This is a genomic window from Actinoplanes sp. NPDC004185, from assembly GCF_053603475.1.
The window spans coordinates 128,468-153,244 of the sequence record NZ_JBSGFR010000010.1 but is presented as its reverse complement, the minus strand read 5'-3'; the positions used below and the strand labels follow the sequence as shown (position 1 = coordinate 153,244).

The following is a 24,777-nucleotide window of genomic DNA, read 5'->3' as shown; positions in this document are numbered from 1 at the left end:
GCGCTCGCACCACTCACCACCGTTCGAGGAGATCCACCGCCGTGACGAAGGAGCCGCACGCCGAGTCCGCGCCTGCGGAGATGTCGCCGGCCGAGCAGCCGCCCCCGCCGGCCGACGACACCGTGCCGGCGCAGCTGAAGCCGGTCGTGATCGGGCGCCCGCGCACCCGCGGGGTGCTGTCCCGCAGGCTCGTCACCGCCTACTTCACGGTCGGTCTGGTGCTGCTGCTGGCCGGCACGGCTGCCGTGGTCTACCTGGCGGCCGGCATCTACGACCGGGCGGCGACCGAGCTCAACGCGGCGTCGCCGGCCCCTCGCGCCTCCGGGCGGGTGACCGCGCCGGGGGTGATCGAGCCGTCGGGACCACTGCTGGAACGCATCGGGCCGCAGCGGCTGGCCAACGGCGAGAAGTTCGTCGTCGAGGGCGAGCGCGGGGTGCGCTTCGAGGTCACCGTACGCACCGGCAAGCTCCGCAAGACCGGCTGCGACTCGTACGCCCGCAAGCCGGAGAACGGCCGCTACCTGCCGACCGAGCTGCGGGTGAAGGTGCTGGCCGGCGAGCCGGACGTGACCGACTACGCGTTCCGCTTCCAGCAGCGCGACGGCACCTGGCTGAACTCGGCCTACGGCAGCAACTGCGACAAGAACTACGGCGCGTTCGTCCGCCGGCTCGTCGCGGGCCGCACCTACAAGACGACGATCGTCTTCGACGTGCCCGACACCAAGGGCGACATCGTCTTCGTGTGGCCGACCATCGACGTCATCGCCACCTGGCACCTGGGCTAGGCACCCTCCTGGGGCAGGGCCCGCAGGACGTGGGCGATGTGGTGGGACGTGCTCCAGGCGATCCAGTTGGCCGAGCTGCCGCCGCCGCGCGCGCTGCGGGCCTGCCGGGCGATCTGGGCGTCACCCCAGGAGAAGCGGGCGCCCATGGCCGGCCACTGGGCCGAGCCGACCAGGGTCCGGCACAGGTCGTGGCAGCGGTCGTCGCTGCGGGCGCCGCGCCGGGCCCACCGGTAGATCCACCAGTCGCGATCGGCGGTGTAGCGCAGGGTGGGCAGCTGGCGGTGGTTGATGCCCAGGCGCCGTACCGGTGAGGTCACGCCGTAGTCGGCATAGCCGACGCCGGGTTCCGACAGCCGCGCCCACACCTGGGCGTCCAGGCGCCCGACCGGGATCGCCTCGTCGGTGGGCAGGTCGTCCAGATTCGGCGGCATGGCGCCGGCGGCGACGGTGACCGAGCGCCACGGCGACGACCGCGCCCAGCGCAGCACGTGCCGGGCCCGCTCCTCGAACCTGTTGGCGTGCGCGGCGCAGGCGGTCTCGGCCAGGTCGATGACCAGGTCGACCCGCTCGGCCTCGAGGCCGGCCCCGGCGAGCAGCCGGTCGGTGGTCTCGGTCGCGGTGGCCGGATTGCGGGCGTCGCGGTGCGGCTGCAGCCGCAGCACGGCCCGCCCGAGGTGCATGCGAGCGGCCAGGCCGTGCTCCACCAGCCGGCGACGGCTGTCGTACGCCCGCAGCACCGGCAACATGGCCACCCCGACCTCGGCCAGATCCTCGGCGAGCTCCAGCGGCGGTGAATCGAGCGGGTCCTCGGGCTCGTCGACCGCGCTCAGGTCGACGGCGATGGCGCCGGTCCGGGGTGGCATCTGCCGGACGAGCTGGGGCAGGCGGTCGCCGGGGGAGAGCTCGATGATCGGCATGACCCGGCTGGCGGTGGCGGCGTCCAGGTGGTGCAGGGCGGCGAGTTCGCCGCGCCGGGGCCGCAGGATCGGACGGTATACCCCATCGGTCATTCACTCAAAGTAGCGTCAGATATCCGACGGGTGACAATGTGGAGGCCTTTTCCTCACCCCAGGTGAAGATCCCGGCAGCCGGCGTCACGGGATACGGTGCCTCGGTGACCATGTCCCTGGACTCCCCGGCCGCGGCGGCCGCCCACGTCGTCGACGCGGTGCTGCGGGACCTCGCGACCTCCGAGCAGCGCGGCGTGGTGGTCGACTCACCGCCCGGCGCGGGCAAGAGCACCCTGGTGGTACGCGCGGCCGGCGTCCTCGCCGCGACCGGTGCCTCCCTGATGATCGTGGCGCAGACCAACGAACAGGTGGACGACCTGATCGAGCGCCTCGGCGTGAAACACCCGGCGCTGGGGGTGGGCCGGCTCTCCGCGGTGGACTACACCGCCTCGGAACGGGTCCGCGACCACCCGTCGTGCCGCGTCGGCGCGAAGGTCCCCGACCTGGGCGGCCCGCCCGTCACGATCGGCACGGCGGCCAAATGGGCCACGGTCACCGAAGGCATCTGGCCCTGGGCGATTGTGGACGAGGCGTACCAGATGCGCTCGGACGCCCTGCTGCGCGTGGCCCCCCGCTTCGAACGCGCGCTGTTCGTCGGCGACCCCGGCCAGCTCGACCCGTTCTCGACGGTGGAGGTCGACCGCTGGACCGGCCTGAGCTGGGACCCGATGCAGAGCGCGGTGGCCGTGCTGCTGCGCCACAACCCGACGCTGCCGGTTCACCGCCTTCCGGTGTCCTGGCGCCTGCCGGCCTCGGCGGCGCCGGTGGTCGCGGCCGCGTTCTACCCGTTCACCGGCTTCCGGTCGGGCACCGGCCCCGGCGATCGCCGGCTGACGTTCACCGAACCGGCGTCGACCGACGTGGACCGGGTCCTCGACGTGGCCGCGGCCACCGGCTGGGGCCTGCACGAACTCCCGGCCCGCTTCACGGTCCGCACGGATGCCGAGGCGGCCGCGGCCTGCGCCCTGATCGCGGCCCGGGCGCTGGCCCGCGGCGCGCTGGCCGTGTCGGAGACCGGCGAGACCCCGCTGACGGCGGACCGCATCGCGATCGGCGCGGCCCACCGCGACCAGGTGGCGGCGATCCGGTCGTTCCTGCCGGCCCACGCCCGCGAGATCACGGTGGACACGGCCAACCGCCTGCAAGGCCGCGAGTACGACCTGACGGTGGTCCTGCACCCGCTGTCGGGCCGCCGCGATGCGACCGCGTTCCACTTGGAGTCGGGGCGGCTGTGCGTGCTGACCTCGCGGCACCGGCACGCGTGCGTGGTGGTGGCCCGGGCGGGGATCGCGGAGCTGCTGGACGCTCACCCGTCGACGGAACCGGTTCATCTGGGCGTACCGGTGAAGTTCCCGGACGGGTGGGAGGCGAACCAGTCGATGCTGGCCCACCTGGCCGGCTTGTCTTCCTAATCGGCGGCTTGGTCTTGCGGTTCGGCCTTGACTTGCGCTTCGGCCTCGGCTCGCGCTTTTGCCGCGGAGCCGCGGGCCTGGTCGACCGGGTAGCGGCGGGCCGAATCGGCGAGCTTGTCCAGGGCCGCGGCCACCAGGTCGATGCCCAGCACGTCGGCCAGCCGGACCAGGTAGATGGTGACGTCGCCGAGCTCGGCCCGTACCCGTGGGCCCAGCTCCGGATCCGCCATGACGGCGGCGGACTGCTCGGCCGTGAGCCACTGGAACTCGGCCACCAGCTCACCGACCTCCCCGGTCAAGGCCATGGCCAGGTTCTTGGGAGTGTGGAACTGCTGCCAGTCCCGCTCGTCCGCGAAGGCCCGGACGCGGGCGGTCAGCTCCTGGATCGACGACGTGGTCACCGGCCGAGACTAGAACGCTTTTCTGTCGCACCCCGGCACTACGGTGGATCCATGTTCGAGGGACCGGACCTGGACGCGGCCGAACGCCGCGTCGACGACTGGCAAGCCGGGTTCGAGCAGCGCGCCGCGCAGGCCCGCGAGCTCGCCGCCCGGCTCGCCCAGCTGACCGGCGCGGCCCGCAGCGACGACGGCCTGGTCACGGTGACCGTCGGGGCCGGCGGGTCGCTGACCGGCCTGGAGCTCGAGGAAGGGATAAGCCGGCAGCCGGCGGCGGAAACGGCCCGGCAGATCCTCGCGACCCTGGCCGCGGCTCGGGCTGATCTGACCGCGAAGGCGACGGTGGTCACCGACGAGACCGTCGGCGCCGACTCGGAGACGGGCAAGGCCGTGATCGCCTCGCTCACGCGATGACAGACCAATTCGAGGTACGCCCGCAGGAGCTGGTGACCCACGCCGGCCACGTGGAGGCGGTCGCGGCCCGGGTGACGACGGCGGCGGAGGCCGGGGCGGCGGTCCGGCCGGGCTCCGACGCGTACGGGAAGTTGTGCGTGATGGTCCCGCTGATGCTGGGTGCCCTGCAGGACGCGGTGGTCGACGGGATCGGCGCGGCGGCCGAGTCGCTGGAGGACACGGGCGCGCGCCTGCGGGCCACAGCGGAGTCATACGCGGCCATCGACGCGAGCCGCCGGCAGAGCCTGCTGGAGATCCAGGACGACATGTGACTGACAACCCCCTGATCGCGGCGCCGGTCGACGAAGCGAAGAGCCCGTGGGCGGGCGTCTGGATCGCCGAGGACATCGAGCTGATCACGCAGGGGGTGCAGAACGGCAGTTGGATCGACGGCACACTGGGCACGATCGGCGCCGGCCTGGACGGCCTGGCCCTGATCTCGGACCCGGCGGGGGCGCTGCTGCAGTACGGCATCGCCTGGCTGATCGAGCACGTGAAACCCCTGTCGGAAGCCCTCGACTGGCTGGCCGGCGATCCGGCACAGATAGCTGCCTACGCGACGACCTGGCGCAACGTCGCAGCATCTTTGACCGACAGCGCGGACGGCGTGTCCTACGCGTTCCGCGCAGATGTGGGCGAGTGGTCGGGGGCGGCCGCGACGGCGTACCGGGAGTGGGCCGGCCGCCGCGAGCAGACATTGCGCGCCTTGGCCCGCGCCTCGGAAACAACGGCACTGATCACCGAAGCAGCGGGCGCCCTGATCGGCACGGTCCGCCTACTGGTCCGCGACGCCGTAGCGACGGTGGTGTCCCGGCTGATCGTCTACGCGGGTGAGCTGATCGCCACGGCGGGCCTGGCGACGCCGCTGGTGGTGGAGCAGGTGACGACGCTGTGCGCGGCTTGGGGGGCGCGGATCGCTCGCTGGTTGAGAGCGCTGATCGCCAGCCTCCGCAAACTCGCCGAAGCCACGACCCGCCTCGGCCGCAACATCGAAGACCTCAAGGGCTCATCGCTCGGCAAAGGCGGGGAGCCGGAGGTACCGCACAAGCCGACGCCGGATCCCAAGATCGAAGAGCAGCGCGTGCACGACTTTCCGCCACAGTTCTTCGACCAGCAATGGCCGCAGTTCAGTTATCAGATGGAGCGCCACCTGGATAAGGCCGACTATGTGCCCGTGGACGTCTCACGGTTCACGCCGGACCAGATCGCCCGTGTCGAGAGCTTCATCGCCGAGCGGGGCCTGGGGCCTCGCGTCTTCATCTTGGGACGTTGACCATGGCATCTTTGATTCTGCTGAAGCCCGGGGTGGACTGGGTGGCGTCCGGCGGGTTGTTCGACTTCACGCTGGAATTCCTGATCTCGCGGCTCTCCGACGAGAAGGCTGTCGAGTCGTTGCAGGCTGTCGTGGACAACAACCTGGGCTCCGTCTGGCTGACCGACTTCCCGGCGACGACCCGACAGGAGATCTTCACGTTGTTGCGGACAGGTCTGGTCGCCGAGGGAGAGCGGGCTCTACCGGAGGGCCCGGCGAAGGCCACTGCACTCGATCTCCTGCGGGAATTGGTGGACCTCACGTATCGGGAGGATTGAGGTCCGCGGTGAACCGGATCGGGTCCGGGGGACGTGTTGCTGGCGGATGGGGGTTGTGAGCGCGGGCCTACGGCTGGCGTCGGTGCCCTCGGCAGGGTCCGCGCCCGGGACGAGACGGGGAGGCAGCGATGAGCGACAGCTCCATACACCTGGAAACGGGCGGCCTCGTCGAGTTCGCCGGTGACGTGCGGTTCTATGCCGAGAAAGTCGATCCGATCGATGTGGCGCGGTCCCGGCAGTCGTTCTCCGCGGGCATCACCTTCGGCACCGCCAACGCCAGCGAGGCCGTGTTGCGGGCCAAGGAGAGTTACGCCGAGGCGCTGGCCCATTCGCTGATCAATCTGACGCGCTTCATCGAGGCGGCGCGAATTCTCGCCGATGCCGCCGAGCAGGCGGCCAAGGACTTCCGCGCCGTTGACGATCAGTCGTCCCGCAGCCTGAGCAACATCACCTACATGCTGACGGTCGCCGCGGACCGGGAGCAGGCGGCCCGATATCCCGGTGGTCGGCCGGTGACCGAGGCTCGACATGACGGGGAGGCGCCGTGAGTGACGGCACCTTCCTTCCGAGCGGCGTGACGCCGTGGTCGGCCTATAACACGCCTCGGATCTGGGCGATGGTCGCGAACGAGGACGACCCGGAATCCTGGCGGCAGGTGGCCGCTCTGGGGTCGATGGCCGGTCTGGTCAAGGATCAGCGATCAAGACTTGAGCTGGCCAAGCAGAAGCTGATCGAGGCCTGGCCGCCGGAGAAGAACAAGGCTTCCGCCGCGTTCGTCGAGCTGATCGACAATCTGCTGTTCACCATGCAGAGGAACAAGGACGTCGCTGATGCGAATGCCGGCGCTCTGGGCCGGATCCTGGAAGCGTTGCGTCAGGCGAAGAAGGACGTCGAGCCGCTCTTTCAGCAGTATCTGGAGAAGAGCGATGACTGGTTGCCCGGCTGGTGGGACAACGCCGAGGACGAGCTGGATGAGCAGGCGCGGGCGCGCATGCGTGAGGCCGAGACCGTCATCGCTCATCCCGACAACGCCATCACGTCGCCCGGCCTCTACGAGTTCGCTCCCGGCGCGTTCGTCAGCCGGCCGATCGGCGGCGCCGAGGGCGGCCGCCCCGTGACGACGTCCGGCGAGAGCGGCATCAGCGCTGCAACCGGGTTCGAAGTCCCGCACGATCCGCCGCCGGCATCGCCCGATGCCGGCACATCGGCACCGGCCGGGGGCACATCTGCTGTACCGCTGCCCCCGGGCTCTGCATCCGGTGGCCCCGATCTGGCGGGAGTTGTTTCGCCTGTTCCCGCCAGTCCACCTCCGATCACCCCCGTTGCTCTGCCGGCCCCGGCCGGTTCGTCAGCCGGGCTGCCGGTGCCCGGACTGGTCATCGGTGGTGGTCCTCCAGCGGGTCTCCCGTCATCCGGAGTTCGCGGAGGGCGCGGCAGTGCCGGCCCGTTCGGGGCATTGCCACCGCGCGGCACGTCGGGTGGTCCAGGCGGCCGTGGAAGCCGGCCCGTCGGCAAGCCGGTTCCGCCGTCATGGCTCCCGCCGGCGTCAGGGCTACCACCCCGCGTCAGGTCCGGGGCTTCGGCTCAGCCTGGCCGACCATCGGCCGTCCCGCCGGCCGGTGGAAAACGTCGTTTCCACCAGGACCGCGAGGACGGCATGACTTTCGATCCGGACAGTCGCTGGGTTGCCGCCGAAGGGGTGGCGCCGGTCATCGAGCCTTCCCGGCGCCGAGATCGGCATGATCCCGGGCCGGGGGTCATCGGATGGCGCGGATGAGGATGCGAGCTGCCGCCGGCCGACTCGGCGCCGCCCTGTTGGCGGCGGTGATGTCGCCGTTGATCGCTGTGCCCGCGGCCGGCGCGGACCGGGCTCGTGACGGGCAGTGGTATCTCGGCAGCCTTCGGGTCGCCGAGGCGCAGCGCATCTCCAAGGGGAAAGGCGTCACGGTCGCCGTCATCGACAGCGGGGTATGGGCGGGGCATCCCGATCTCAAGGGTGCCGTCCTGCCCGGATTCAACGCGTTGGGCGACGGGGACGGGCGTAAGGACACTCGGGGGCACGGCACGCAGATGGCAGGCATCATCGCCGCTCGCGGCCGTTCCGGGGACCGGGGCGTGCTGGGCATCGCCCCGGCGGCGAAGATCCTGCCGGCTTCGCCCGCTCTCAGCTCGCCGGTCGTCTCGGATGCGATCGACTGGTCCGTCGAGCACGGCGCGAAGGTGATCAACATGTCGTTCCTGGTGCTGGAGGACGACGAACTTGCCGCGGCCGTGCAGCGCGCTGCCGCGGCCGATGTCGTGCTGGTTGCCGGCTCCGGCAATGACGGTCCGGACCGGCAATCAGACTACGAATACCCCGCTGCCTATCCCGAGGTCCTGGCTGTGGGCGCCACGGACAGAGCGGGCAAGGCCGCTCGGTTCTCCCATGCGGGGCCGCAGCTGGATCTGGTTGCTCCGGGTGCTGATGTCACCGTGACCAACGGCGATCCTGACGACGAATACCTGCGGGTGGAGGGCACCAGCGTCGCCACGGCGATCGTGTCCGGGGCGGCTGCTCTGATCAGGTCCAAGTATCCGAAGCTGTCGGCCGCCGAGGTCGTGTCCGTTCTCGAGTCGACGGCCACGGACAAGGGCGCCCCCGGGCGGGATGACACCTACGGACATGGCGAGCTCAATCTGGTCGCCGCGCTGAAGGCCGCTGCCCGGCCTGCTCGGCCCGCGCGGCCGTCGCCGGCGGCCTCGGCCGAGGTCATAGCCGGTACGGGTGACGACGATGACCGCCTGCCCGTCCTGGCGATCGGTGGGGCCGGCATCCTCGCTCTCGCCGGTGCCGTCATCGCGCTGGTGGTCAGGATGCGGCGGCGCCGGGTTTGAGCCACGACAAGATCTTCGGCCGGCACGTTTCCTGCGCCTGCTCCCACGGCACACCCAGCGCCCCCTCGGCCGCCTCGGCCGGCGGTTCGCCTCGGCGGGCCACCTCCGTGAAGAACGCCAGCAGTTTCGGTTCGCCGTACGTCTCGGCCAGGCAGCGCATCGCCAGGAAGCCCATCGCGTAGTAGCCGAACCTCTCCGTCGGTTCGGCCGACCACGTCAGGTCCAGCCGGCCGTTCCAGCCCGACTCCGCCACGTGCCGGCGCGCGTCCGCGATCAGTTCGTACGACTGCACCGGCGCACCCGCGTACGCGATGTGTTCGGCCATGCCCTCGATGGCCCATTCGTCCTGGTTGTCCAGGGTGCCGAGCAGGGTCGCTATGTGGCCCAGCTCGTGGCGGAGCAGGCGTTCGTCGGACGGGTCCGCGTCCAGGGCTGTCGCGTCGATGATGGCGAAGGCCGTCTGCTCACTGGTCCGGTCCACGAAGGCCGCCGCTTCGCGGTCCTCGCCCAGGGTCTCGCGCCAGTGCTTCTCGTCCGCCAGGAAGACCACATAGGTGCCCGGCCGGGTCAGGGCGTACCGGTCGGCCACTTGCGCCGCGCGTTCCGCTGCGGCCAGCCAGACCTCCGGCTTCGTACCGGGCAGGCGCTGCGCGGCCGCCACCACCACCCGCCGGCCCGGGGCGAAGCTCAGCGTCCCGTGTTTCCACGGCACCGAGCCGTCCGTCCCGGTCTGCTGGAAAGCCGTCAGGACGACCCGGTCACCGGCGATCAGCCATTCGGTACGGGCCGAGATGACATCACCCGCCGGCACGTACGTCTCGGGCGTCCGCGGGCACACCGGCGCCGAGAAGCACACCCGGATCTGGATGTCCGCCGTCCACCGCGGTCCCGTCCGCACGTTGCGGGTACGGGGCAGCCAGCCCGAGACGCGCAGCCCGCGCAGGTTCGCGTACAGGCGGGTCAGGTCGCCGGACAGTGCCGGGTCGACGCCGCTCAGCCATCCGCTCCGGTCCCCGCGCAGCAGCGCGGCGCCCTGCCGGTCGAGGGTCGCGCGGATCGCCCGCTCGGCCTGCTGCACCCGGCCGGCGGTGACCCGGCTGCGCGCCACGCTGAGGACGAAGACGCCGCCGCACACCAGGGCCAGCACGCCGACCAGGGCCAGCCAGCGGTCCGTCCGCCGGGGCGGCGGCGCTGGGGTGCCGGCCGGGTCGATCACAGCCGGGCACGTTACCGGTTCCGCGAGCCGTGGACGAGCCTTGATCACTGTCGGTTGATGTTCGCGTGACGGTCATCGGCTCGAAATATGGGAGGAGTTCACTGTCAAATAGAGGACTGATTCGCGAGCCGGCATGCAACTTGCACAGCGGTTCGCCATGCAAGTTGCATGTTTCGCGAGTCGCGGACCTGCTGCTCCAACGTCGCCGCAACGGTTTGACCGTCCTGCCGGTTTTCATTCATGGATGTTTTTGAGATCGGCGATGATTGGTCTTCCAGTCGATCTCCGTGAGTGGAACTGTTCTACCCAGACGTAGCGCCAGCGACACGGACGGTGGTGGTACCGCATGCGCCCAGACGTTCTCGTCGGTCCCAGTGAGTGGGTGGTCGAGCAGTTCGGCGACAAGGTTGCCGCGGAACTGTGGACCCGAGTTCCCGAAGCTTTGAGCACGGCGATCGACCGCGAGGTCCATGCTCATCCCGCTATGACGACGACCACGGAACGAGTGCTCACCAATCCTCGGTGGCCCCTGCCGTACGAGGAGCTGGTCCTCTTTCTCGGCACGCTGCCGGGAGCCGAGATCATCAGCGTCCCCCGGTCCGTCTACCAGCTCGTGGTCATCAACGGTCACGTCGTGGTGCCCTGGTGCTACGGCCAGTCGGCGCGGATGTCCATGGCGGACGCCGAGGTCGGCCGCTCCTTCGGCCGGCTGGCCCGCGAGTTGCTGCGCCGGTTCGGGCCGCCGTGGCGCCGCTCGCAGGCGGAGGCGCCACTGCCGCTCGACGCGGTCGACGAGCGCGAGGTGTCGAAGATCTGCGCGGCCATCGCGCAGCTCGATCCGACACCCGAGGTGGTCATCGCCGGCTATGCCGGCGCGCCGAACCTCGGCCTGCTGCGGGCCTGCCTGGGTGAGATCAAGTCGACGGACAACGGCTCGCTCAACTGGAGTCACCTGGCCGACCTGCCGCTCCCGCCCCCGGTGATCCCGCGGCCGCGCCGCATGCAGTTCCCCTAGAGCACGTCCCCCTCCGTCCGCCGTCCTGCACCGCAGGCGGCGGACGTTTGTGTATCCCCGGCGGGTACCGCCGGCCGGGTTCGGACGTTAGAGTCCATCGATCTTGCTCACGGGGGAGTCTCATGCGTCATTCCTGGGTTGTCGCCACCGTCGCCACCGGCGGCCTGCTGGTCGCCGGTACCGGCATCGGTGTGGCCGAGGGCGGCACGGTCGCCGCTCACCAGGTGACCGCGAAGGTCGCCGCCCCGCAGACGACAGCGAAGGCCGCCGCCCCGCAGACGACAGCAAAGGTCGCCGCCCCGCAGACGACCGCGAAGGGCGCCCTCCGGATCGGCGTGAGCGCCCCCCAGTACGACAGCCCGGGCGGCACCGTGCCCACCATCGTGACCGTCTATGAGGTGCCCAAGTCCTCGAAGGTGTCCATCTCCGCCACCGGCGCCGGTGGCAGCACGGTCACCTGCACCGGTTCCGTATGGCAGAACCCGGTCCGGCACACCGCCAGCCGGACCTGCTATCTGCAGCTGCCCAACGCCAAGGGCAGCTACGCCGTGCGGGGTAAGGCTGTGGTCACGACGGGCTCGGTGGTCCGCACCGCCTCGGGGAAGGGCGCCCGGCCTGTGGCCGCCGACGGGGTGGCTTCACCGAGGCCGATGACCGCGGCTGTCATCCAGCAGATCGAACGCTGCGGCAACCCGACCGACGACGTCTGGCTGACCTTCGACGACGGCGGCAGCAAGGCCCAGGTCACGTCGATCCTGGCCACGCTCAAGCGCAACAATGTCAAGGGGCACTTCTTCTTCCGCGGCGACTGGGCGCGCAGCAATCCCGCGCTGTTCAAGAAGATCAAGGCCGCCGGGCACGTCATCGGCAACCACACGTCGAGCCACCCGGCGCTGAGCCGCATGGGCAAGACGAAGGTGGTCAAGCAGATCACCGATGGCACGGCGGCGACCGGCACGCCGAAGCTGCTGCGGCCCCCGTTCGGCGCCGGCGCTTTCACCACCCGGCTGCAGAGCCACGCCCAGGACCAGGGTTACCAGCTCTGCCGGTGGACCACGGACACCTACGATTGGGACGGCCCGTCCACGGCGCTGATGACCGAGCGGATCCGGTACGGCGACCACCGCTCGGCGCCGATCAGCGCCGGCGGCGTGATCCTCATGCACGGCCACGGAAAGAACACCGCGTCCGGACTGCAGAAGATCATCAACACCGTACGGGCGAAGAAGCTGAAGCTGCAGCCGCTGAAGTAGCGGGAAACACGCCGATAACGCGGTACGCATAGGTTCGGAGGCCACATCCTCGGTACGAGGAGGGGGCCATGCCCAACCCGCGCGTCCGTTCCGTGCTGCTGTCCCGGCTGGCCGGCCATCCGCACGGCAGTTCGCAGAGCGAGATCCTCGACGAGTTGCGCCGCTGCATCCTCGACGGCGAGGTGCCGCCGGGCTCGCCGATCCCGGTGGACGGCGTGGCCGCCTCCTTCGGGGTGAGCCGCATCCCCGTCCGCGAGGCGCTGATGACCCTGATCGGCGAAGGGCTGGTCGACCACCGCGCCCGCACCGGGTACCGCGTGGCGCGCCTGACCGTGGCTGAGTTCGGCGAGATCTACCTGGTCCGGGAGGCGCTGGAGACCGCGGCGCTGCGGGCCGCCGTAACGCTGGCCGACGCCGACGACGACGAGCAGGCCCGCGCCGCGCACGCCGCGCTGGAGGCCGCGGTTGTCGCGGGAGACAGCCGGGCCCACCACCGGGAGAGCCGGCGTTTCCACCTTGCGCTGATCCGGCCGTGCCGGATGCGTCGGCTGCTGCACATGCTCGGCACGGCGTGGAACATGACCGAACCGTTGCAGCCGATGTCGCACCTCGACGCGGTCGAGCGTGCGTTGCTGCATCAGGACCATGCGGGGATGCTGGCAGCCTTCACCGCCCGGGACATCGAAGCGCTGATGTCCGTCTGTGCCGCCCACCACCAGCGGCTGCAGACCTGCATTGCCCGGTTGCCGCAGGACCTGGGCCTGTTCGCGGATTGACAGATATATCTCTCCGCTCATCACCGCGAAACAGCCCGTTCCTAGCGTGAGCGCAACGAAGCCGCTCGACCCCAGGAGTGGGCATGGCCGAGACCACTGTCGCCAAGAGTTCGGATCTCGTCGAAGCCGCCGGCATGCCGGTCGGCTCGGGAGAGATCAAGCCCGGGTACGACCCCCGGCTCACCAACGAGGACCTCGCCCCGCTGCGCAAGCAGAGCTGGGGCTCGTACAACATCTTCGCGTTCTGGATGTCCGATGTGCACAGCGTCGGCGGGTACGTCACCGCGGGCAGCCTCTTCGCGCTGGGTCTGTCCAGCTGGCAGGTGCTCGTCTCGTTGCTGGTCGGCATCTCGATCGTCTACTTCTTCTGCAACCTGGTGGCCAAGCCGTCGCAGCTGACCGGGGTGCCGTACCCGGTGATCTGCCGCACGGTCTTCGGGGTCCTGGGCGCGAACGTGCCGGCCATCATCCGCGGCGCGATCGCCGTCGCCTGGTACGGCATCCAGACCTACCTCGCCTCGGCGGCGCTGGACGTCGTGGTGCTCAAGCTGTTCCCCGATCTGATGCCGTACGCGGACGTCAACCAGTACGGCTTCCTCGGGCTGCCGCTGCTCGGCTGGTGCACGTACGCCGTGCTCTGGGTCCTGCAGGCGGCGGTGTTCTGGACCGGCATGGAGACGATCCGCAAGTTCATCGACTTCTGCGGGCCGGCCGTCTACGTCGTCATGATCGTGCTGACCGGCTACCTCATCCACCAGGCCGGCTGGGGCGCCATCAACCTGAACCTCGGCGAGGTCAAGTACAGCGGGGCCGCCGCCATCCCGGTCATGCTGGGGGCGATCGCCCTGGTGGTCTCCTACTTCTCCGGGCCGATGCTCAACTTCGGCGACTTCTCCCGGTACGGCCGCTCGTTCCGGGCGGTCAAGCGGGGCAACCTGCTCGGCCTGCCGGTGAACTTCCTGGCCTTCTCGATCCTGGTCGTGGTCACCTCGTCGCTGACCATCCCGGTCTTCGGCGAGCTCATCACCGACCCGGTGGCCACCGTGGCCCGCATCGACAGCACCTTCGCCATCGTGCTGGGCGCGCTGACCTTCACGATCGCCACCATCGGCATCAACATCGTCGCGAACTTCATCTCGCCGGCGTTCGATTTCTCCAACGTCAGCCCGCAGCGGATCAGCTGGCGCGCCGGCGGCATGATCGCCGCCGTCGGCTCGGTGCTGATCACGCCGTGGAACCTCTACAACAACCCCGAGGTCATCCACTACACGCTGGAGACGCTGGGCGCCTTCATCGGCCCGCTGTTCGGGGTGCTGATCGCCGACTTCTACCTGGTCCGCAAGCAGCACGTGGTGGTCGACGACATGTTCACCATGGCGCCCGAGGGCCGCTACTTCTACCACAAGGGCTACAACCCGCCGGCCGTCATCGCGACGGCGATCGGCGCGGTCGTGGCCATGGTGCCGGTGCTGTGGACCGGCGGGCCGGGCATGCACACCACCGCCCAGTACAGCTGGTTCATCGGGATGGCCCTGGGCTTCCTGGTCTACCTGGCCCTGGCCCGGCGGATGCGGGTGCGGGAACGCAGCCGGGTCCTCGACGAGGTCGCCTGACCATGCACATCCGGGTCATCAACCCCAACACCACCGTGGCGATGACCGAGAAGATCGAGCTGAGTGCCCGGGCCGTCACCGGCCCGGGCACCCGCCTCGACGCGGTCACCCCCACACTGGGCCCGGCGTCGATCGAGAGCCACTACGACGAGGCACTCAGCGTCCCCGGCATCCTGACCGAGATCGCCGCCGGGGAGCGGGCGGGCGTCGACGGGTACGTCATCGCCTGCTTCGGCGATCCCGGCCTGGATGCGGCGCGGGAGCTGGCGGCCGGGCCGGTGGTCGGCATCGCCGAGGCCGCGATGCACGCGGCGGCGCTGCTCGGCCGCGGTTTCAGCGTGGTGACCACGCTGGACCGGACCCGCGGCCGGGCCTGGGAGCTGGCCGCGCGCTACGGCGCGGGACGGGCCTGCCGAGGCGTGTACGGGTGTGCCATCCCGGTCCTGGAGCTCGACACGCACCCGGACACCGTCGAACGGGTGATCGCCGTGGGCCGGGCCGCCCTGGAACGCGACGACTCGGACGTCATCGTGCTGGGCTGCGCCGGCATGGCCGACCTCTGCGCACGGGTGTCCGCCGAACTGGGCGTCCCGGTGGTGGACGGCGTGGCCGCCGCGACGGTGTTCGTGCAGTCACTGGTGACGCTGGGCCTGCGGACGTCACCGCGGGGCGAATACGCGCCGCCGCCGCCGAAGCACTACACCGGCATTCTCTCCGGGTACACCCGGCCTGACCTGGCAGGATGGTCGGCAGGACCCGACTGAGGAGCTGCCATGCCGCTGGACGACTTCGACCGGTACCCGCTGCTGTTCGGGCCCTCGCCCGTGCACCGCCTGGACCGGCTCACCCGGCACCTCGGCGGCGCCGCCGTCTGGGCCAAGCGCGAGGACTGCAACTCCGGCATCGCGTACGGCGGCAACAAGACCCGCAAGCTCGAGTACCTCGTCGCCGACGCGCTGACCCAGGGCTGCGACACGCTCGTCTCGATCGGCGGCGTGCAGTCCAACCACACCCGGCAGGTCGCCGCCGTGGCCGCGTACGCGGGACTGAAGTGCGTGCTGATCCAGGAGAGCTGGGTCGACTGGCCGGACAGCGTCTACGACAAGGTCGGCAACATCCTGCTCAGCCGGCTCGCCGGGGCCGACGTGCGGCTGGTCAAGGCCGGCTTCGGCATCGGCTTCAAGGAGAGCTGGGACCAGGCCATCGCGGAGGTGGAGGCGCGCGGCGGGAAGCCGTACGCGATCCCGGCCGGCGCCTCGGACCACCGGCTCGGCGGTCTCGGCTTCGCCAACTGGGCCCGCGAGGTGGCCGACCAGGAGGCCCAGCTCGGGATCTTCTTCGACACGGTGGTGGTCTGCTCGGTGACCGGAAGCACCCAGGCCGGGATGATCGCGGGCTTCGCGGCGCTGGGCGACGACCGGCCGCGGCGGGTGCTGGGCATCGACGGCTCGGCCAAGCCGGCGGAGACCTGGGACCAGGTGGCCCGGATCGCCCGCAACACGGCCGAGCTGATCGGCCTGGGCCGCGAGCTGCGCGACGACGAGATCCTGCTGGACGACCGCTACCACGCCGGCATCTACGGCATCCCGGACGAGACGACCCTGGAAGCGATGCGGCTGGCGGCCCGGACCGAAGGCATGATCACCGACCCGGTGTACGAGGGCAAGTCGATGGCCGGCCTGATCGACCTGGTCACCCGGGGAGAGATCGGCCGGGACGCGACGGTCCTGTACGCCCACCTCGGCGGCCAGCCGGCGCTGAACGCGTACAGCGCCATCGTCTGAAATTCAGCGGACGGCCGGCCGCGCCGGGGCCCACACTGCCTGGCGATGACTTTCTACGAATCGGCCCGGACCATCGCCGGGCAGCTGCAACGCGGCCTCGGCCGAGGCGCCCTCGAGGCGACCGACGCCGGGACCGTGTACGCCTGCGTGCGCCGTGACTACCGCTGGTGGTGGGCGATCGACGAGCGCGCCGTGTACCTGGCCCGGCTGATCCGTGACCTCGGGCTCAGCGCCGAGCCTCTCACCGGCCGGTTGCACGCCGCCGATCTCGACGAGGAGAACAACGAGTTCACCAACACGCTGGAGGTTCTCGAAGTCCTGGGCCGGGCGGGTGTGGACGGCGTGGTGGACGAGGTGCGCCGCTACGTGACCGAAGGCCCCCGCGGGCAGGAGGTGCTGCAGGTCGTGTCGCGGGAGTGGCCCGTCGAACACTGGGAGGACCTGCGACCGCCGGTGGACGGCCCGGCCGCGCGGGAACCGGCGGTCCCGCCGGACGATGAGAAGCGGGAGCCGGCCGACCCGGACCGCTGGAACAGGCTGCTCTTCGCCACGGCCCACGGCGATGAGTCCGATGTGCCGCTGCTGCTCGACGGCATCGCTTGGCTCGATACCCGCGCCGGCGATCGTTGCGGCTACGACCGTCTCGTCGACGGACTGGCGCGCATCGGCGGACCGGGCACGGCCGGCGTCCCGAAGCTGCTGCGCCGGTTGTGGTTCACCCCGCACAGCTACGAACGCGCGAGCTATCTGCGTGCCTATCTCGCGCTGGATCCGGACGGCGCCGAGAGCGGCCTGCGGGAAGGGCTGTGGGACTGCGAGGCGGACGTCCGCGTGCTGGCCGTGCAGCGGGTACGGCTCTCCTCATGGATCCGGGAACGTGTGGTCTACCTGCGCGATGATCCGATCGAGACCCCCGAGGTCCGTGACGCGGCGGCGGCGCGGCTGGCGCCGTGATGGACTACGACTCGCCGGACACCGTCGCCGGGCAGGTGCAGCGGGGCCTCGGCCGGGGCGCCCGCGCGGTCCGGGATCCGGTCGTCGTCGAGGCCTGTCTGCGGTGGCAGTACGCCTGGGACCGGCAGGTCGATTCCCGGGATGTCTATCTGGCCCGGCTCGTCCGGGACCTCGGTATGCCGGTCCAGCCGATCGTGGCGCGGTTGGACGCCGCCGAGCCGGAGTTCACTGTGGTTCTCGGTGTGCTGACCTGTCTGGGCGCGGCCGGATTCGAGGAGGTCGTTGCCGGCGTCCGCGACTACATCGGGCGCGGGCGGCGCGGACCGGAGGTGCTCGAACACGTGGCGTCCTGCTGGCCAAGCCTGTTGGGGGAGTACCGGGAGCCACCGTCGCGGCCTTCTTCGCATCCGGCGCAGTCCACTGGTGAACTGCTCTCCGTGCTGCGCGACCCCACGCGCAAGCGGCTGCACCGGTCGGCGCTGCGTGAACTGGCCCGGCGCCCGGGTGAGCCGGAACTACTTGATGTGATCAGCACCATGGACACCGCCGGGCTGGGAGACGCTGTCGCCCGGTCCATCGCATCGCTGGGGAGGGCAGCGGTGCCGGCCGCCCGGCGCTGGGCCGCAGCCGATGGCCCGCGGCGCGCGCCCGGCTGGAAAGCTGAGGGCATGGCTTCCTACGTGGTGACCGGCGGTGGACGCGGCGTCGGCCGGGCCGTGGTCGAGCGGCTGGCCGGCGAGCACGACACCGTGGCCGTGCTCGAATTCGACCCGGCGGCGCTGGACTGGATCGGTGATCATCCGGCCGCCGGGCGGATCCTGCCGGTCATCGGTGACGCCGCCGACCCGGCGGTTGCCGAGCAGGCCGCCGCCGTCGCCGCAGCGGCCGGACCGCTCGTCGGCTGGGTCAACAACGCCGCCGTGTTCCGCGACGCCTGGCTGCACGAGGCGCCGCCGGCGGAACTGCTCGCGCTGATCGGCCGCAACCTCGGCCCGGTGGTGACCGGCAGCGCGGCGGCGGTTCGGCACTTCCTGCCGCAGGGCACCGGATCGATCGTCAACGTCTCGTCCCACCAGGCCCAACGCCCGGTCCGGGGCGCGCTGGCCTACGCCACCGCCAAGGCCGCGATCGAGGGACTGACCCGGGCATTGGCCGTCGACTACGGACCCCGGGGAATCCGGGCGAACGCGGTCGCGCTGGGCTCGATCGCCACCGAACGGTCCGACGCCTACGTGGCCGGGCTGGACGAGGCCGGGGCCGAGCACTTCGCGCGGGAGATCCGGCTGCTGCATCCGGTCGGGCGGCTCGGCCGGGTGACCGAGGTCGCCGACGCGGTGGCGTTCCTGCTGTCGCCCGCGGCCTCTTTCGTCAACGGGGTGGTGCTGCCGGTCGACGGGGGCCGCGCCGCTCAGGGGCGCGACCCGGAGGAGGCCTGATCAGGCGGCGCCGGGCAGCAGGCTCGCGGTGGTGAACGGTTCCTTGCGGGCGCGCATGTCGGCGTACGTGGTCACCAGCAGCGGGGCCAGGATCATGTAGCTCACCATGGAGTAGACCGCCTGCAGCAGCGTGTTGATCACTGTGGCCGTGTTGTCCGGGGTGGTGTAGCTGCCGCCGATCGTCACGTCGACCAGCGTGTTCATCAGGGTCAGGAGGACGCTCGCGCCCACGCTCAGGCCGAAGATCGTGGCGATGCGGGCTACCGAGACGCCGATGCTCGCGTGGAACAGCTGGAAGCAGCGGCCGATGCCGTTGCCGCGTTCCAGCAGGACCACCACCGACAGCACCGTCAGGGCGGCGCCCACGTAGAGCACCGGGAAGAAGCACAGCACCGTCGCGACGATCAGCACCGGAACTGCCAGCAGATACCAGCCGATCAGCGCCGGGAGGCGTTTGGCCGCGGCCAGGAACGCCGGGCCCACCAGGTTGCCGGTGCGGCCGGTGGCGGTGAACACCACCACCTGCTGGTTGGCCAGCTGGCCCAGCATGTAGAAGAGGCCGGCCACGAGGGCGGCCGGCAGCAGCACGGTCAGCCCGGCGAAGAACAGGGAGAAGTCCGGCCGGGTGCCGGCGTCGACCGACGCCTGCAGGCTCTCCTGCGCCACCCGCTGCTCGTCCTGGTAGGCCAGCATGGCCGGGAGCAGCAGCACCAGCGCCGGGACGGAGACGATCAGCTGGATCACCGCCATCGGCCGCCAGGCCGCCTTGAGCAGCCGGAAGCTGCGGTGCCACCAGCCGCCGACTTCGATGCTGATCAGCGGGTCGGCCGGATCGAAGCCCGCCTGCTGCGGGTACGGGTACGGATAGGGGTACGGGTACGGCTGGGGCTGCGCGTTCCACTCCTGCGACATGATCTCCCCCGAAGCGTCGAGCCGGCCGCGAAACCATAGCGGTGCCGGCGCCCTCCGCGCCGCCCCTTGTGGCTGCGCACATCGGATAACCTGCGAAGAATGTCCGCGCCGCATGCTGAGTCGCCCACCGTCATCCGGGACCGGGCCGTCTCCGTCGCGGATTACCTGCTCGCCGTCCGCGCGCACATGGAACGCCCCGCGCGGACGCTGCCCGCTGACGCGTACCGGATGGATGCCTTGCCGGAGCACCCGGCGTGCTCGATCGGTCCGGCCGCGGACGGCCCCGGCTGGCTGCGGGTCGGCCTGCCGGACCCGCCGGCTCCGGTCGCGGTGCCCGCCGAGCTGCGCCGCCGGCTCAACGAGATCAGCCCGACCGACGAGCCCAAGGCCGACGGCGAGGAGTTCGAGACCTGGCGGGACGAGGTGTGGCGGCCCTGGTCGATCGCCAGCGCCGAGGCCGAACGGGCCCGGGTGCTGCACCGGCAGCTGTTCGACCTCATGCACCAGGTCGACATGGCCGCCGCCGGCACCGAGCTGGTCTGGGGCCACGGCATCCTGGACACCGTCATCGACGGCCACCGGGTGCGGTATCCGCTGGTCGCGACGCCGGTGCTGATCGAGTACGACCCCGACCGCTCGCTGATCACCGTCTCGCCGCAGGGGCCGTCCCGGTTGCAGACCGACGCGCTGGCCGGGCTGGACGAGCGCTACCTCCGTCAGCTCCTGGGCCTGGCCGGGCCGGCCGGCACCCTGGAGGCCGACCTCTGGGACGACCTGGAGCGTCGTGAGCTGTTCGAGCGGGCCCTGGGCCGGCTCGGCTACGACCGGCGGGTCGTCGCGCCGGGCGAGGCCGCCACCGGCCCGCACATCGTCGACACCGGGGTGCTGTTCGCCCGGCCGCGGCAGCGGCTGTTGCGCGGCTTCCTGGAGAGCCTGCGCGACCGGCTGCTCGCCGGCGACACCGCCAGCATCGGCGCGCTGGCCGCGATCGTCGCGCACGAGCCCAGCAAGCTGCGGATGCCCGACGACCGGCCCGAGGAGTGGCACCGGGTGGGGGAGCGGCTGCTCATGCCGTTGCCGACCAACGAGGCCCAGGAGTCGATCGCCCGCCGGCTCGCGCTGCACCGCAACGTGGCCGTGCAGGGCCCGCCCGGCACCGGCAAGACCCACACGATCCGCAACCTGATCTGTCATCTGATGGCCAACGGCAAGCGGGTGCTGGTCGTCGCCCAGAAGGAGGACCCGCTGCGGGTGCTCCGCGACGGGTTGCCGGCCGAGGTGCAGGCGCTCTGCCTGGCCGTGCTGGGCCGCACCACGGACCAGCTCGTGCAGCTCCAGCTGGCCGCCCGGGAGCTGTCCGACCGGGGCGCCACCCTGGACCAGCAGGCCGAGGCGGGCCGGGTGCAACGGCTCACCCGGCGGCTCGAGGACGCCGAGCAGGATTTGGCGGCAGCGCTGGGCGGGCTGCGGGCGATCGCGGAGAACGAGGCTGCGACGTACCGGATCGACGACGTGCGGCTCTCGCCGGCCGAGGTCGGCGCCTGGCTGCGGGAGCGGGCCGCCGCCCACGGCGGCATCCCCGACCCGGTCTCGCCGGCCGATCGGCCGCCGCTGACCGCGGACGACTTCGCCGCCCTGCTGCAGCTCGCCGCGCGGATCTCGCCGGCCGACCGGGCGGCCGCGCTGCGCCCGTTGCCGGAGGTCGCGGCGCTGCCGGACGCGGCGACCGCGAGGCAGGCGCGGGCCCAGCGGGAGTCGGCCGCCGACCGCGTCGCCCGCCTGGAGGCGGCCGGGGTCGACACCGATGCGGTACGCGCCCAGGGCGCGAGTGCCATCGCGGAGCTGCTCGACGGCCTGCGTGACGCGGTGGCGTGGCTGCACCGCCGGGAGGGCACGTGGACGGACCGGCTCGGCCGGCTGCTGTCCGACCCGCACTGGGCGACCCTGTGGACCGACCACGTCACCGCGACCGAGGAGCTGCAGCGCACCCTGGCCGAGCTGGCCCGCGCCCTCGGCGGGCACCGGGTCACCGCCGTGGAGGCGCTGGCCGCGGAGCCGAAGAGGCTGCTGATCGGCCTCGGCGAGCTGCGTGAACGGTTCGCCGCGGGCCGGGGTGTCAACCGGATCCTGCAGGGCGGCCTGTGGCGGGTCGCCGACGAGGTCCGGGTCGACGGCGAGGCCCTGCGCACGGTCGAGGACGTCGACCTGGCCGCCGCGTGGGTGCGGCGGGGGCAGGCCCGGCGGCGGCTCGGCGAGCACTGGGCCGAGTGGATCCAGCGGCTGGCCGTCCCGGAACGCCCCGGCGACCCGGAGGTGTGGGCGGGCACGCTGCTGGCCGAGGCCGCCCAGTCGCTGGGCTGGGACGCCCGGCAGTGGCCCGAGCTGTCCGCGCGGCTGCGGGTGCTCGTACCCCAGGAGGAGCTGGACCTCGACGCGGCACGGCTGGCCGAGGTCGCGGCCCTGCTCGACGACCCGTCCGACCATCCCGCCGCCGCCCTCGACCGGACCGGAGGCGGCGTCCTGGCCGTTTTTGAGCTCGATGAGCTCGACGCCGCCGACCGCGCGGTCGCGGACGCCCTGGTGCCGTGGCCGCCGCTGGCCGCGGCCTGGTTCGCGCCCGGCCTGGAGGAATGGGACGCGCTGGTCGCCGAGGCGCGCCGGCTCACGGCACTGCGGCCCGACGTGCAGCGGTACGTGGACCTGCGCGACCAGCTGGCCGAGGTGGCCCCGGAGTGGGCCGCCCAGGTCGACGCCGGGCTGGTGCCGGCCGTGTCCGGGCAGCTCTGCCTGCGGGCCTGGCAGTGGCGGCAGGCGCAGACCTGGTTCGACCAGGTCGTCGGCAGCGTCGACCCGGCCGTGCTGAACCGCCGGGTCGAGCTGGCCCGCGACAAGATCCGGCGGCTCACCGGTGACCTCGTCGTCGCGTCCGCGTGGCTCGAGGTCTCCCGCGCCCTCGACGACCGGCGGCGGGCCGCGCTGGCCGACTGGACCACCGCTCTGCGCAAGATCGGCAAGGGTACGGGCCGCAGCGCGGCAGCCTGGCAGGCGCACGCCCAGCGGGCCATGGAGTCCGCCGTCGAGGCCGTGCCGGTCTGGGTCATGTCGGTGGACCGCGCGATCGAGCAGTTCGCCGGGGGCGCCCACTTCGACGTGGTGATCGTGGACGAGGCGTCACAGGCCGACCTGTTCGCGTTGCCGGTGCTGTCACTGGCCGAGCGGGCCGTGGTGGTCGGCGACGATCAGCAGATCGGCCCGCAGCTCGGCTTCGTCGGCTCGGTCGCCGGGCTCATCCACAGCCACCTGGACGACGTGCCGTCGGCCGAGCACTTCGACCCGGAGTCGTCGCTCTACGACCACGCGGTACGGCGCTCGCCGGAACGGATCCTGCTCACCGAGCACTTCCGCTGCGTGCCGCAGATCATCGAGTTCTCGTCCCGGCACTACTACGACGGCAAGATCCAGCCGCTGCGCGCGGACCGGGCGGTGCATGCACCGGTGCGGCCGGTGTTCGTCCCGGACGGGACCCGGCAGCCGCTGCCGCCCTACGGAGACGTCAACGTCGCCGAGGCCGACGCCCTGGTGGCGCAGGTGTCCGCTCTGGTGGCCGATCCGTCGTATGCCGGTAAGACGATCGGGGTCATCAGCCTGCTGAGCTCCAGCGGGCAGGCGACCTACCTGTTGGCGGGCCTGCGCGAGGCGATCGGCGAGGACGAGATGGAGGCCCGGCGGCTGCGGGTCGGCGACGCGTACACCTTCCAGGGCGACGAACGCGACGTCGTGCTGGTGTCCATGGTGGTCTCCGACAACGACGGCCGGCCCTCGGCGTTCACCAAGCGCGAGTACCACCGCCGGATCAACGTGGCCGCCTCCCGCGCCCGGGACCAGCTCTGGATCTTCTACTCGGTCCGGCCGTCGTCGCTGCTGGCCGACGACGCGCGGGCGCTGCTGCTGAACTACGCCCTGAACCTGCCGGTGCAGACCACCGCACCGGATCTGGAGCTGCTCTGCGAGAGCGACTTCGAACGCGAGGTGCTGCGCCGGCTGGTCAAGCGCGGCTACCGGCCCACCCCGCAGTTCCGGATCGGCGGCTACCGCATCGACTTCGTGCTCAACGCGCCGGACGGCCGCCGCCTGGCCATCGAATGCGACGGGGACGCGTACCACGGACCCGAGCAGTGGGAGAGCGACATGCGCCGGCAGGCGGTGCTGGAAAGGGTCGGCAACTGCGTCTTCGTCCGGATCCGCGGCAGCATCTTCGCCCGCGAGCCGGAAGCAGCCCTGCGCCCCCTCTGGCAGCGCATCGAGGAGCTCAACGTGGCACCGTTCCGAAGCGACGGCGGTACTCCGTCGGGGTCAGACCCGTCTCCCGGCGCAGCAGAGCCCGCAGGTTAGTCGCGGTGCCCAGGCCCGTGCGCCGGGCCACCACCTCGGGGCGGGACTCGCCGCGTTCGATCAGCCGGCAGGCCAGGGCGACGCGTTCGCCGGTCAGCCAGGCCAGCGGCGTCGTGCCCAGTTCGGTGCGGAACCGGCGGTGCAGGGTCGCCTGGCTGATCGCCGCGTGCCCGGCCAGATCGGCCACGGTCAGCGGCCGGTCCAGGTGCTCCTGCACCCAGGCCAGCAGGGGCGCGAGGGACTCGTCGCGTACCGCGGGCACCGGGCGTTCCACGAACTGGCGCTGGCCGCCGTCGCGGTGGGCGGCGAAGACCAGGCGGCGGCTGACCGCGTTGGCGACCTCCGCGCCGAAGTCGCGCCGGACGACGTGCAGGCCCAGGTCCAGCGCCGCCGCGCTGCCCGCGGCCGTGAGGATGTCACCGTCGTCGACGAACAGGACGTCCGGCTCGAGGGTCACCGCCGGGAAGCGGGCGCGGAAGTCGTCCGCCCACTGCCAGTGCGCGGTGGCCCGGCGGCCGTCCAGCACGCCCGCCTCGGCCAGCGTGAAGGCCCCGCTGCAGAAGCCGATCAGGCGGGCGCCGCGGGCGTGGGCGCGGCGGATCGCCGCCAGCACCGCCGGGCGCCGGGGGACTTCGACGTCGGGGCGGTTCGGGACGATCAAGGTGTCGGCCTGCTCGGTCGCCTCCAGCCCGGCCACGCCGGTCAGCGTGTAGAAGCCGTCGCGCATCGGCGTGCGCGGGGTGGGCGAGCAGAGGCGGAAGTCGTACAGGTCGCGGCCCAGCTCGGGGCGGCGCAGGCCGAAGATCTCGGTCGCGCAGCCCAGCTCGAACGGGTTGGAGTTGTCGTCGACGACGACCACGACCCGGTGCAAGGATTCTTGCGTCATCTGCGATTCCTAGCACTC

The 24,777-nt window shown here is 71.6% G+C and carries 23 protein-coding genes; 18 read left to right on the top strand and 5 right to left on the bottom strand.

Going from position 1 to position 24,777, the window contains the following annotated elements; all coding sequences use genetic code 11:
* The first annotated feature begins 41 nt into the window (after positions 1–41).
* The gene (locus ACWEOZ_RS12945; protein ID WP_451910900.1) at positions 42–785 is read left to right on the top strand and encodes a hypothetical protein; all 744 of its coding nucleotides are present in this window, start codon (positions 42–44) and stop codon (positions 783–785) included.
* Here the strand turns inward: ACWEOZ_RS12945 and ACWEOZ_RS12940 are convergent.
* Entirely contained in the window at positions 782–1,795 is a 1,014-nt protein-coding gene (locus ACWEOZ_RS12940) for a beta family protein (protein WP_451910899.1), read from the bottom strand. The two genes, ACWEOZ_RS12945 and ACWEOZ_RS12940, sit on opposite strands and share 4 nt — an antisense overlap.
* 110 nt (positions 1,796–1,905) lie before the next feature.
* Between ACWEOZ_RS12940 and ACWEOZ_RS12935 the strand changes: the two genes are divergently transcribed.
* Entirely contained in the window at positions 1,906–3,207 is a 1,302-nt protein-coding gene (locus ACWEOZ_RS12935; protein ID WP_451910952.1) for an AAA family ATPase, read from the top strand.
* Here ACWEOZ_RS12935 and ACWEOZ_RS12930 read toward each other — a convergent pair.
* Positions 3,204–3,593 carry a nucleotide pyrophosphohydrolase gene (locus tag ACWEOZ_RS12930; protein WP_451910951.1) on the bottom strand — a complete coding sequence of 130 codons (390 nt, stop codon included), beginning with the start codon at positions 3,591–3,593 and terminating at the stop codon, positions 3,204–3,206. The two genes, ACWEOZ_RS12935 and ACWEOZ_RS12930, sit on opposite strands and share 4 nt — an antisense overlap.
* 66 nt (positions 3,594–3,659) lie before the next feature.
* On the opposite strand from ACWEOZ_RS12930, the gene ACWEOZ_RS12925 reads away from it, so the two are divergent.
* The 7 genes from ACWEOZ_RS12925 to ACWEOZ_RS12895 all read left to right on the top strand — a co-directional run bounded on the left by ACWEOZ_RS12925 (position 3,660) and on the right by ACWEOZ_RS12895 (position 8,522).
* Positions 3,660–4,019: a YbaB/EbfC family nucleoid-associated protein gene (locus tag ACWEOZ_RS12925; RefSeq protein WP_451910898.1), complete on the top strand. Its 360-nt coding sequence runs from the start codon at positions 3,660–3,662 to the stop codon at positions 4,017–4,019.
* Positions 4,016–4,330 carry a type VII secretion target gene (locus ACWEOZ_RS12920; RefSeq protein ID WP_451910897.1) on the top strand — a complete coding sequence of 105 codons (315 nt, stop codon included), beginning with the start codon at positions 4,016–4,018 and terminating at the stop codon, positions 4,328–4,330. Before ACWEOZ_RS12925 ends, ACWEOZ_RS12920 begins: the two co-directional genes overlap by 4 nt.
* Positions 4,327–5,331 (top strand): WXG100 family type VII secretion target, encoded by a 1,005-nt coding sequence (locus ACWEOZ_RS12915; RefSeq protein WP_451910896.1) that lies wholly within the window; start codon positions 4,327–4,329, stop codon positions 5,329–5,331. The genes ACWEOZ_RS12920 and ACWEOZ_RS12915 overlap by 4 nt, the downstream gene beginning before the upstream one ends.
* Positions 5,332–5,333: 2 nt before the next feature.
* Positions 5,334–5,648, top strand: a complete 315-nt coding sequence (locus tag ACWEOZ_RS12910; RefSeq protein WP_451910895.1) for a hypothetical protein — start codon at positions 5,334–5,336, stop codon at positions 5,646–5,648.
* A 128-nt stretch (positions 5,649–5,776) separates the two neighbouring features.
* The gene (locus ACWEOZ_RS12905; RefSeq protein WP_451910894.1) at positions 5,777–6,196 is read left to right on the top strand and encodes a hypothetical protein; all 420 of its coding nucleotides are present in this window, start codon (positions 5,777–5,779) and stop codon (positions 6,194–6,196) included.
* Complete coding sequence (locus tag ACWEOZ_RS12900; RefSeq protein WP_451910893.1) at positions 6,193–7,425, top strand: hypothetical protein; 1,233 nt, start codon at positions 6,193–6,195, stop codon at positions 7,423–7,425. Before ACWEOZ_RS12905 ends, ACWEOZ_RS12900 begins: the two co-directional genes overlap by 4 nt.
* Positions 7,426–7,472: 47 nt before the next feature.
* On the top strand, positions 7,473–8,522 hold the full coding sequence (locus ACWEOZ_RS12895; protein WP_451910950.1) for a S8 family serine peptidase: 1,050 nt from the start codon (positions 7,473–7,475) through the stop codon (positions 8,520–8,522).
* On the opposite strand, the gene ACWEOZ_RS12890 is transcribed toward ACWEOZ_RS12895, so the two are convergent.
* Complete coding sequence (locus ACWEOZ_RS12890; protein ID WP_451910892.1) at positions 8,497–9,738, bottom strand: hypothetical protein; 1,242 nt, start codon at positions 9,736–9,738, stop codon at positions 8,497–8,499. The genes ACWEOZ_RS12895 and ACWEOZ_RS12890 overlap by 26 nt on opposite strands.
* Positions 9,739–10,084: 346 nt before the next feature.
* On the opposite strand from ACWEOZ_RS12890, the gene ACWEOZ_RS12885 reads away from it, so the two are divergent.
* From ACWEOZ_RS12885 to ACWEOZ_RS12850, 8 genes are all read left to right on the top strand, one after another.
* The gene (locus tag ACWEOZ_RS12885) at positions 10,085–10,753 is read left to right on the top strand and encodes a hypothetical protein (protein ID WP_360819712.1); all 669 of its coding nucleotides are present in this window, start codon (positions 10,085–10,087) and stop codon (positions 10,751–10,753) included.
* A 122-nt stretch (positions 10,754–10,875) separates the two neighbouring features.
* On the top strand, positions 10,876–12,006 hold the full coding sequence (locus tag ACWEOZ_RS12880) for a polysaccharide deacetylase family protein (protein WP_451910891.1): 1,131 nt from the start codon (positions 10,876–10,878) through the stop codon (positions 12,004–12,006).
* Positions 12,007–12,074: 68 nt separating this feature from the next.
* Complete coding sequence (locus ACWEOZ_RS12875; RefSeq protein WP_451910890.1) at positions 12,075–12,782, top strand: GntR family transcriptional regulator; 708 nt, start codon at positions 12,075–12,077, stop codon at positions 12,780–12,782.
* A gap of 83 nt (positions 12,783–12,865) precedes the next feature.
* Positions 12,866–14,395, top strand: a complete 1,530-nt coding sequence (locus ACWEOZ_RS12870) for an NCS1 family nucleobase:cation symporter-1 (RefSeq protein ID WP_451910889.1) — start codon at positions 12,866–12,868, stop codon at positions 14,393–14,395.
* A 2-nt stretch (positions 14,396–14,397) separates the two neighbouring features.
* Positions 14,398–15,159 carry an aspartate/glutamate racemase family protein gene (locus ACWEOZ_RS12865; RefSeq protein WP_451910888.1) on the top strand — a complete coding sequence of 254 codons (762 nt, stop codon included), beginning with the start codon at positions 14,398–14,400 and terminating at the stop codon, positions 15,157–15,159.
* A gap of 9 nt (positions 15,160–15,168) precedes the next feature.
* Positions 15,169–16,179 carry a 1-aminocyclopropane-1-carboxylate deaminase gene (locus ACWEOZ_RS12860; RefSeq protein ID WP_451910887.1) on the top strand — a complete coding sequence of 337 codons (1,011 nt, stop codon included), beginning with the start codon at positions 15,169–15,171 and terminating at the stop codon, positions 16,177–16,179.
* Positions 16,180–16,224: 45 nt separating this feature from the next.
* Positions 16,225–17,133, top strand: a complete 909-nt coding sequence (locus ACWEOZ_RS12855; protein WP_451910886.1) for a hypothetical protein — start codon at positions 16,225–16,227, stop codon at positions 17,131–17,133.
* Positions 17,133–18,569: an SDR family NAD(P)-dependent oxidoreductase gene (locus ACWEOZ_RS12850; RefSeq protein ID WP_451910885.1), complete on the top strand. Its 1,437-nt coding sequence runs from the start codon at positions 17,133–17,135 to the stop codon at positions 18,567–18,569. The genes ACWEOZ_RS12855 and ACWEOZ_RS12850 overlap by 1 nt, the downstream gene beginning before the upstream one ends.
* Here ACWEOZ_RS12850 and ACWEOZ_RS12845 read toward each other — a convergent pair whose 3' ends face one another.
* A complete protein-coding gene (locus ACWEOZ_RS12845) occupies positions 18,570–19,481 on the bottom strand; it encodes a hypothetical protein (RefSeq protein ID WP_451910884.1) in 912 nt (303 codons plus the stop codon).
* A 99-nt stretch (positions 19,482–19,580) separates the two neighbouring features.
* Here ACWEOZ_RS12845 and ACWEOZ_RS12840 point away from each other — a divergent pair, with 99 nt between their 5' ends.
* Positions 19,581–23,873, top strand: coding sequence for an AAA domain-containing protein (locus ACWEOZ_RS12840; protein ID WP_451910883.1), 4,293 nt, complete (start codon positions 19,581–19,583; stop codon positions 23,871–23,873).
* Here the strand turns inward: ACWEOZ_RS12840 and ACWEOZ_RS12835 are convergent.
* Positions 23,791–24,759 carry a GlxA family transcriptional regulator gene (locus ACWEOZ_RS12835; protein WP_451910882.1) on the bottom strand — a complete coding sequence of 323 codons (969 nt, stop codon included), beginning with the start codon at positions 24,757–24,759 and terminating at the stop codon, positions 23,791–23,793. The two genes, ACWEOZ_RS12840 and ACWEOZ_RS12835, sit on opposite strands and share 83 nt — an antisense overlap.
* Positions 24,760–24,777: the final 18 nt, after the last annotated feature.

What these genes read in the sequence shown, in the direction of transcription:
- ACWEOZ_RS12845 (WP_451910884.1), bottom strand. Translation starts at nt 19,481, where the DNA reads ATGTCGCAGGAGTGGAACGCGCAGCCCCAGCCGTACCCGTACCCCTAT.
- ACWEOZ_RS12940 (WP_451910899.1), bottom strand. Translation starts at nt 1,795, where the DNA reads ATGACCGATGGGGTATACCGTCCGATCCTGCGGCCCCGGCGCGGCGAA.
- ACWEOZ_RS12920 (WP_451910897.1), top strand. Translation starts at nt 4,016, where the DNA reads ATGACAGACCAATTCGAGGTACGCCCGCAGGAGCTGGTGACCCACGCC.
- ACWEOZ_RS12880 (WP_451910891.1), top strand. Translation starts at nt 10,876, where the DNA reads ATGCGTCATTCCTGGGTTGTCGCCACCGTCGCCACCGGCGGCCTGCTG.
- ACWEOZ_RS12870 (WP_451910889.1), top strand. Translation starts at nt 12,866, where the DNA reads ATGGCCGAGACCACTGTCGCCAAGAGTTCGGATCTCGTCGAAGCCGCC.
- ACWEOZ_RS12850 (WP_451910885.1), top strand. Translation starts at nt 17,133, where the DNA reads ATGGACTACGACTCGCCGGACACCGTCGCCGGGCAGGTGCAGCGGGGC.
- ACWEOZ_RS12865 (WP_451910888.1), top strand. Translation starts at nt 14,398, where the DNA reads ATGCACATCCGGGTCATCAACCCCAACACCACCGTGGCGATGACCGAG.
- ACWEOZ_RS12885 (WP_360819712.1), top strand. Translation starts at nt 10,085, where the DNA reads ATGCGCCCAGACGTTCTCGTCGGTCCCAGTGAGTGGGTGGTCGAGCAG.
- ACWEOZ_RS12840 (WP_451910883.1), top strand. Translation starts at nt 19,581, where the DNA reads ATGTCCGCGCCGCATGCTGAGTCGCCCACCGTCATCCGGGACCGGGCC.
- ACWEOZ_RS12855 (WP_451910886.1), top strand. Translation starts at nt 16,225, where the DNA reads ATGACTTTCTACGAATCGGCCCGGACCATCGCCGGGCAGCTGCAACGC.
- ACWEOZ_RS12935 (WP_451910952.1), top strand. Translation starts at nt 1,906, where the DNA reads ATGTCCCTGGACTCCCCGGCCGCGGCGGCCGCCCACGTCGTCGACGCG.
- ACWEOZ_RS12925 (WP_451910898.1), top strand. Translation starts at nt 3,660, where the DNA reads ATGTTCGAGGGACCGGACCTGGACGCGGCCGAACGCCGCGTCGACGAC.
- ACWEOZ_RS12875 (WP_451910890.1), top strand. Translation starts at nt 12,075, where the DNA reads ATGCCCAACCCGCGCGTCCGTTCCGTGCTGCTGTCCCGGCTGGCCGGC.
- ACWEOZ_RS12860 (WP_451910887.1), top strand. Translation starts at nt 15,169, where the DNA reads ATGCCGCTGGACGACTTCGACCGGTACCCGCTGCTGTTCGGGCCCTCG.
- ACWEOZ_RS12905 (WP_451910894.1), top strand. Translation starts at nt 5,777, where the DNA reads ATGAGCGACAGCTCCATACACCTGGAAACGGGCGGCCTCGTCGAGTTC.
- ACWEOZ_RS12910 (WP_451910895.1), top strand. Translation starts at nt 5,334, where the DNA reads ATGGCATCTTTGATTCTGCTGAAGCCCGGGGTGGACTGGGTGGCGTCC.
- ACWEOZ_RS12835 (WP_451910882.1), bottom strand. Translation starts at nt 24,759, where the DNA reads ATGACGCAAGAATCCTTGCACCGGGTCGTGGTCGTCGTCGACGACAAC.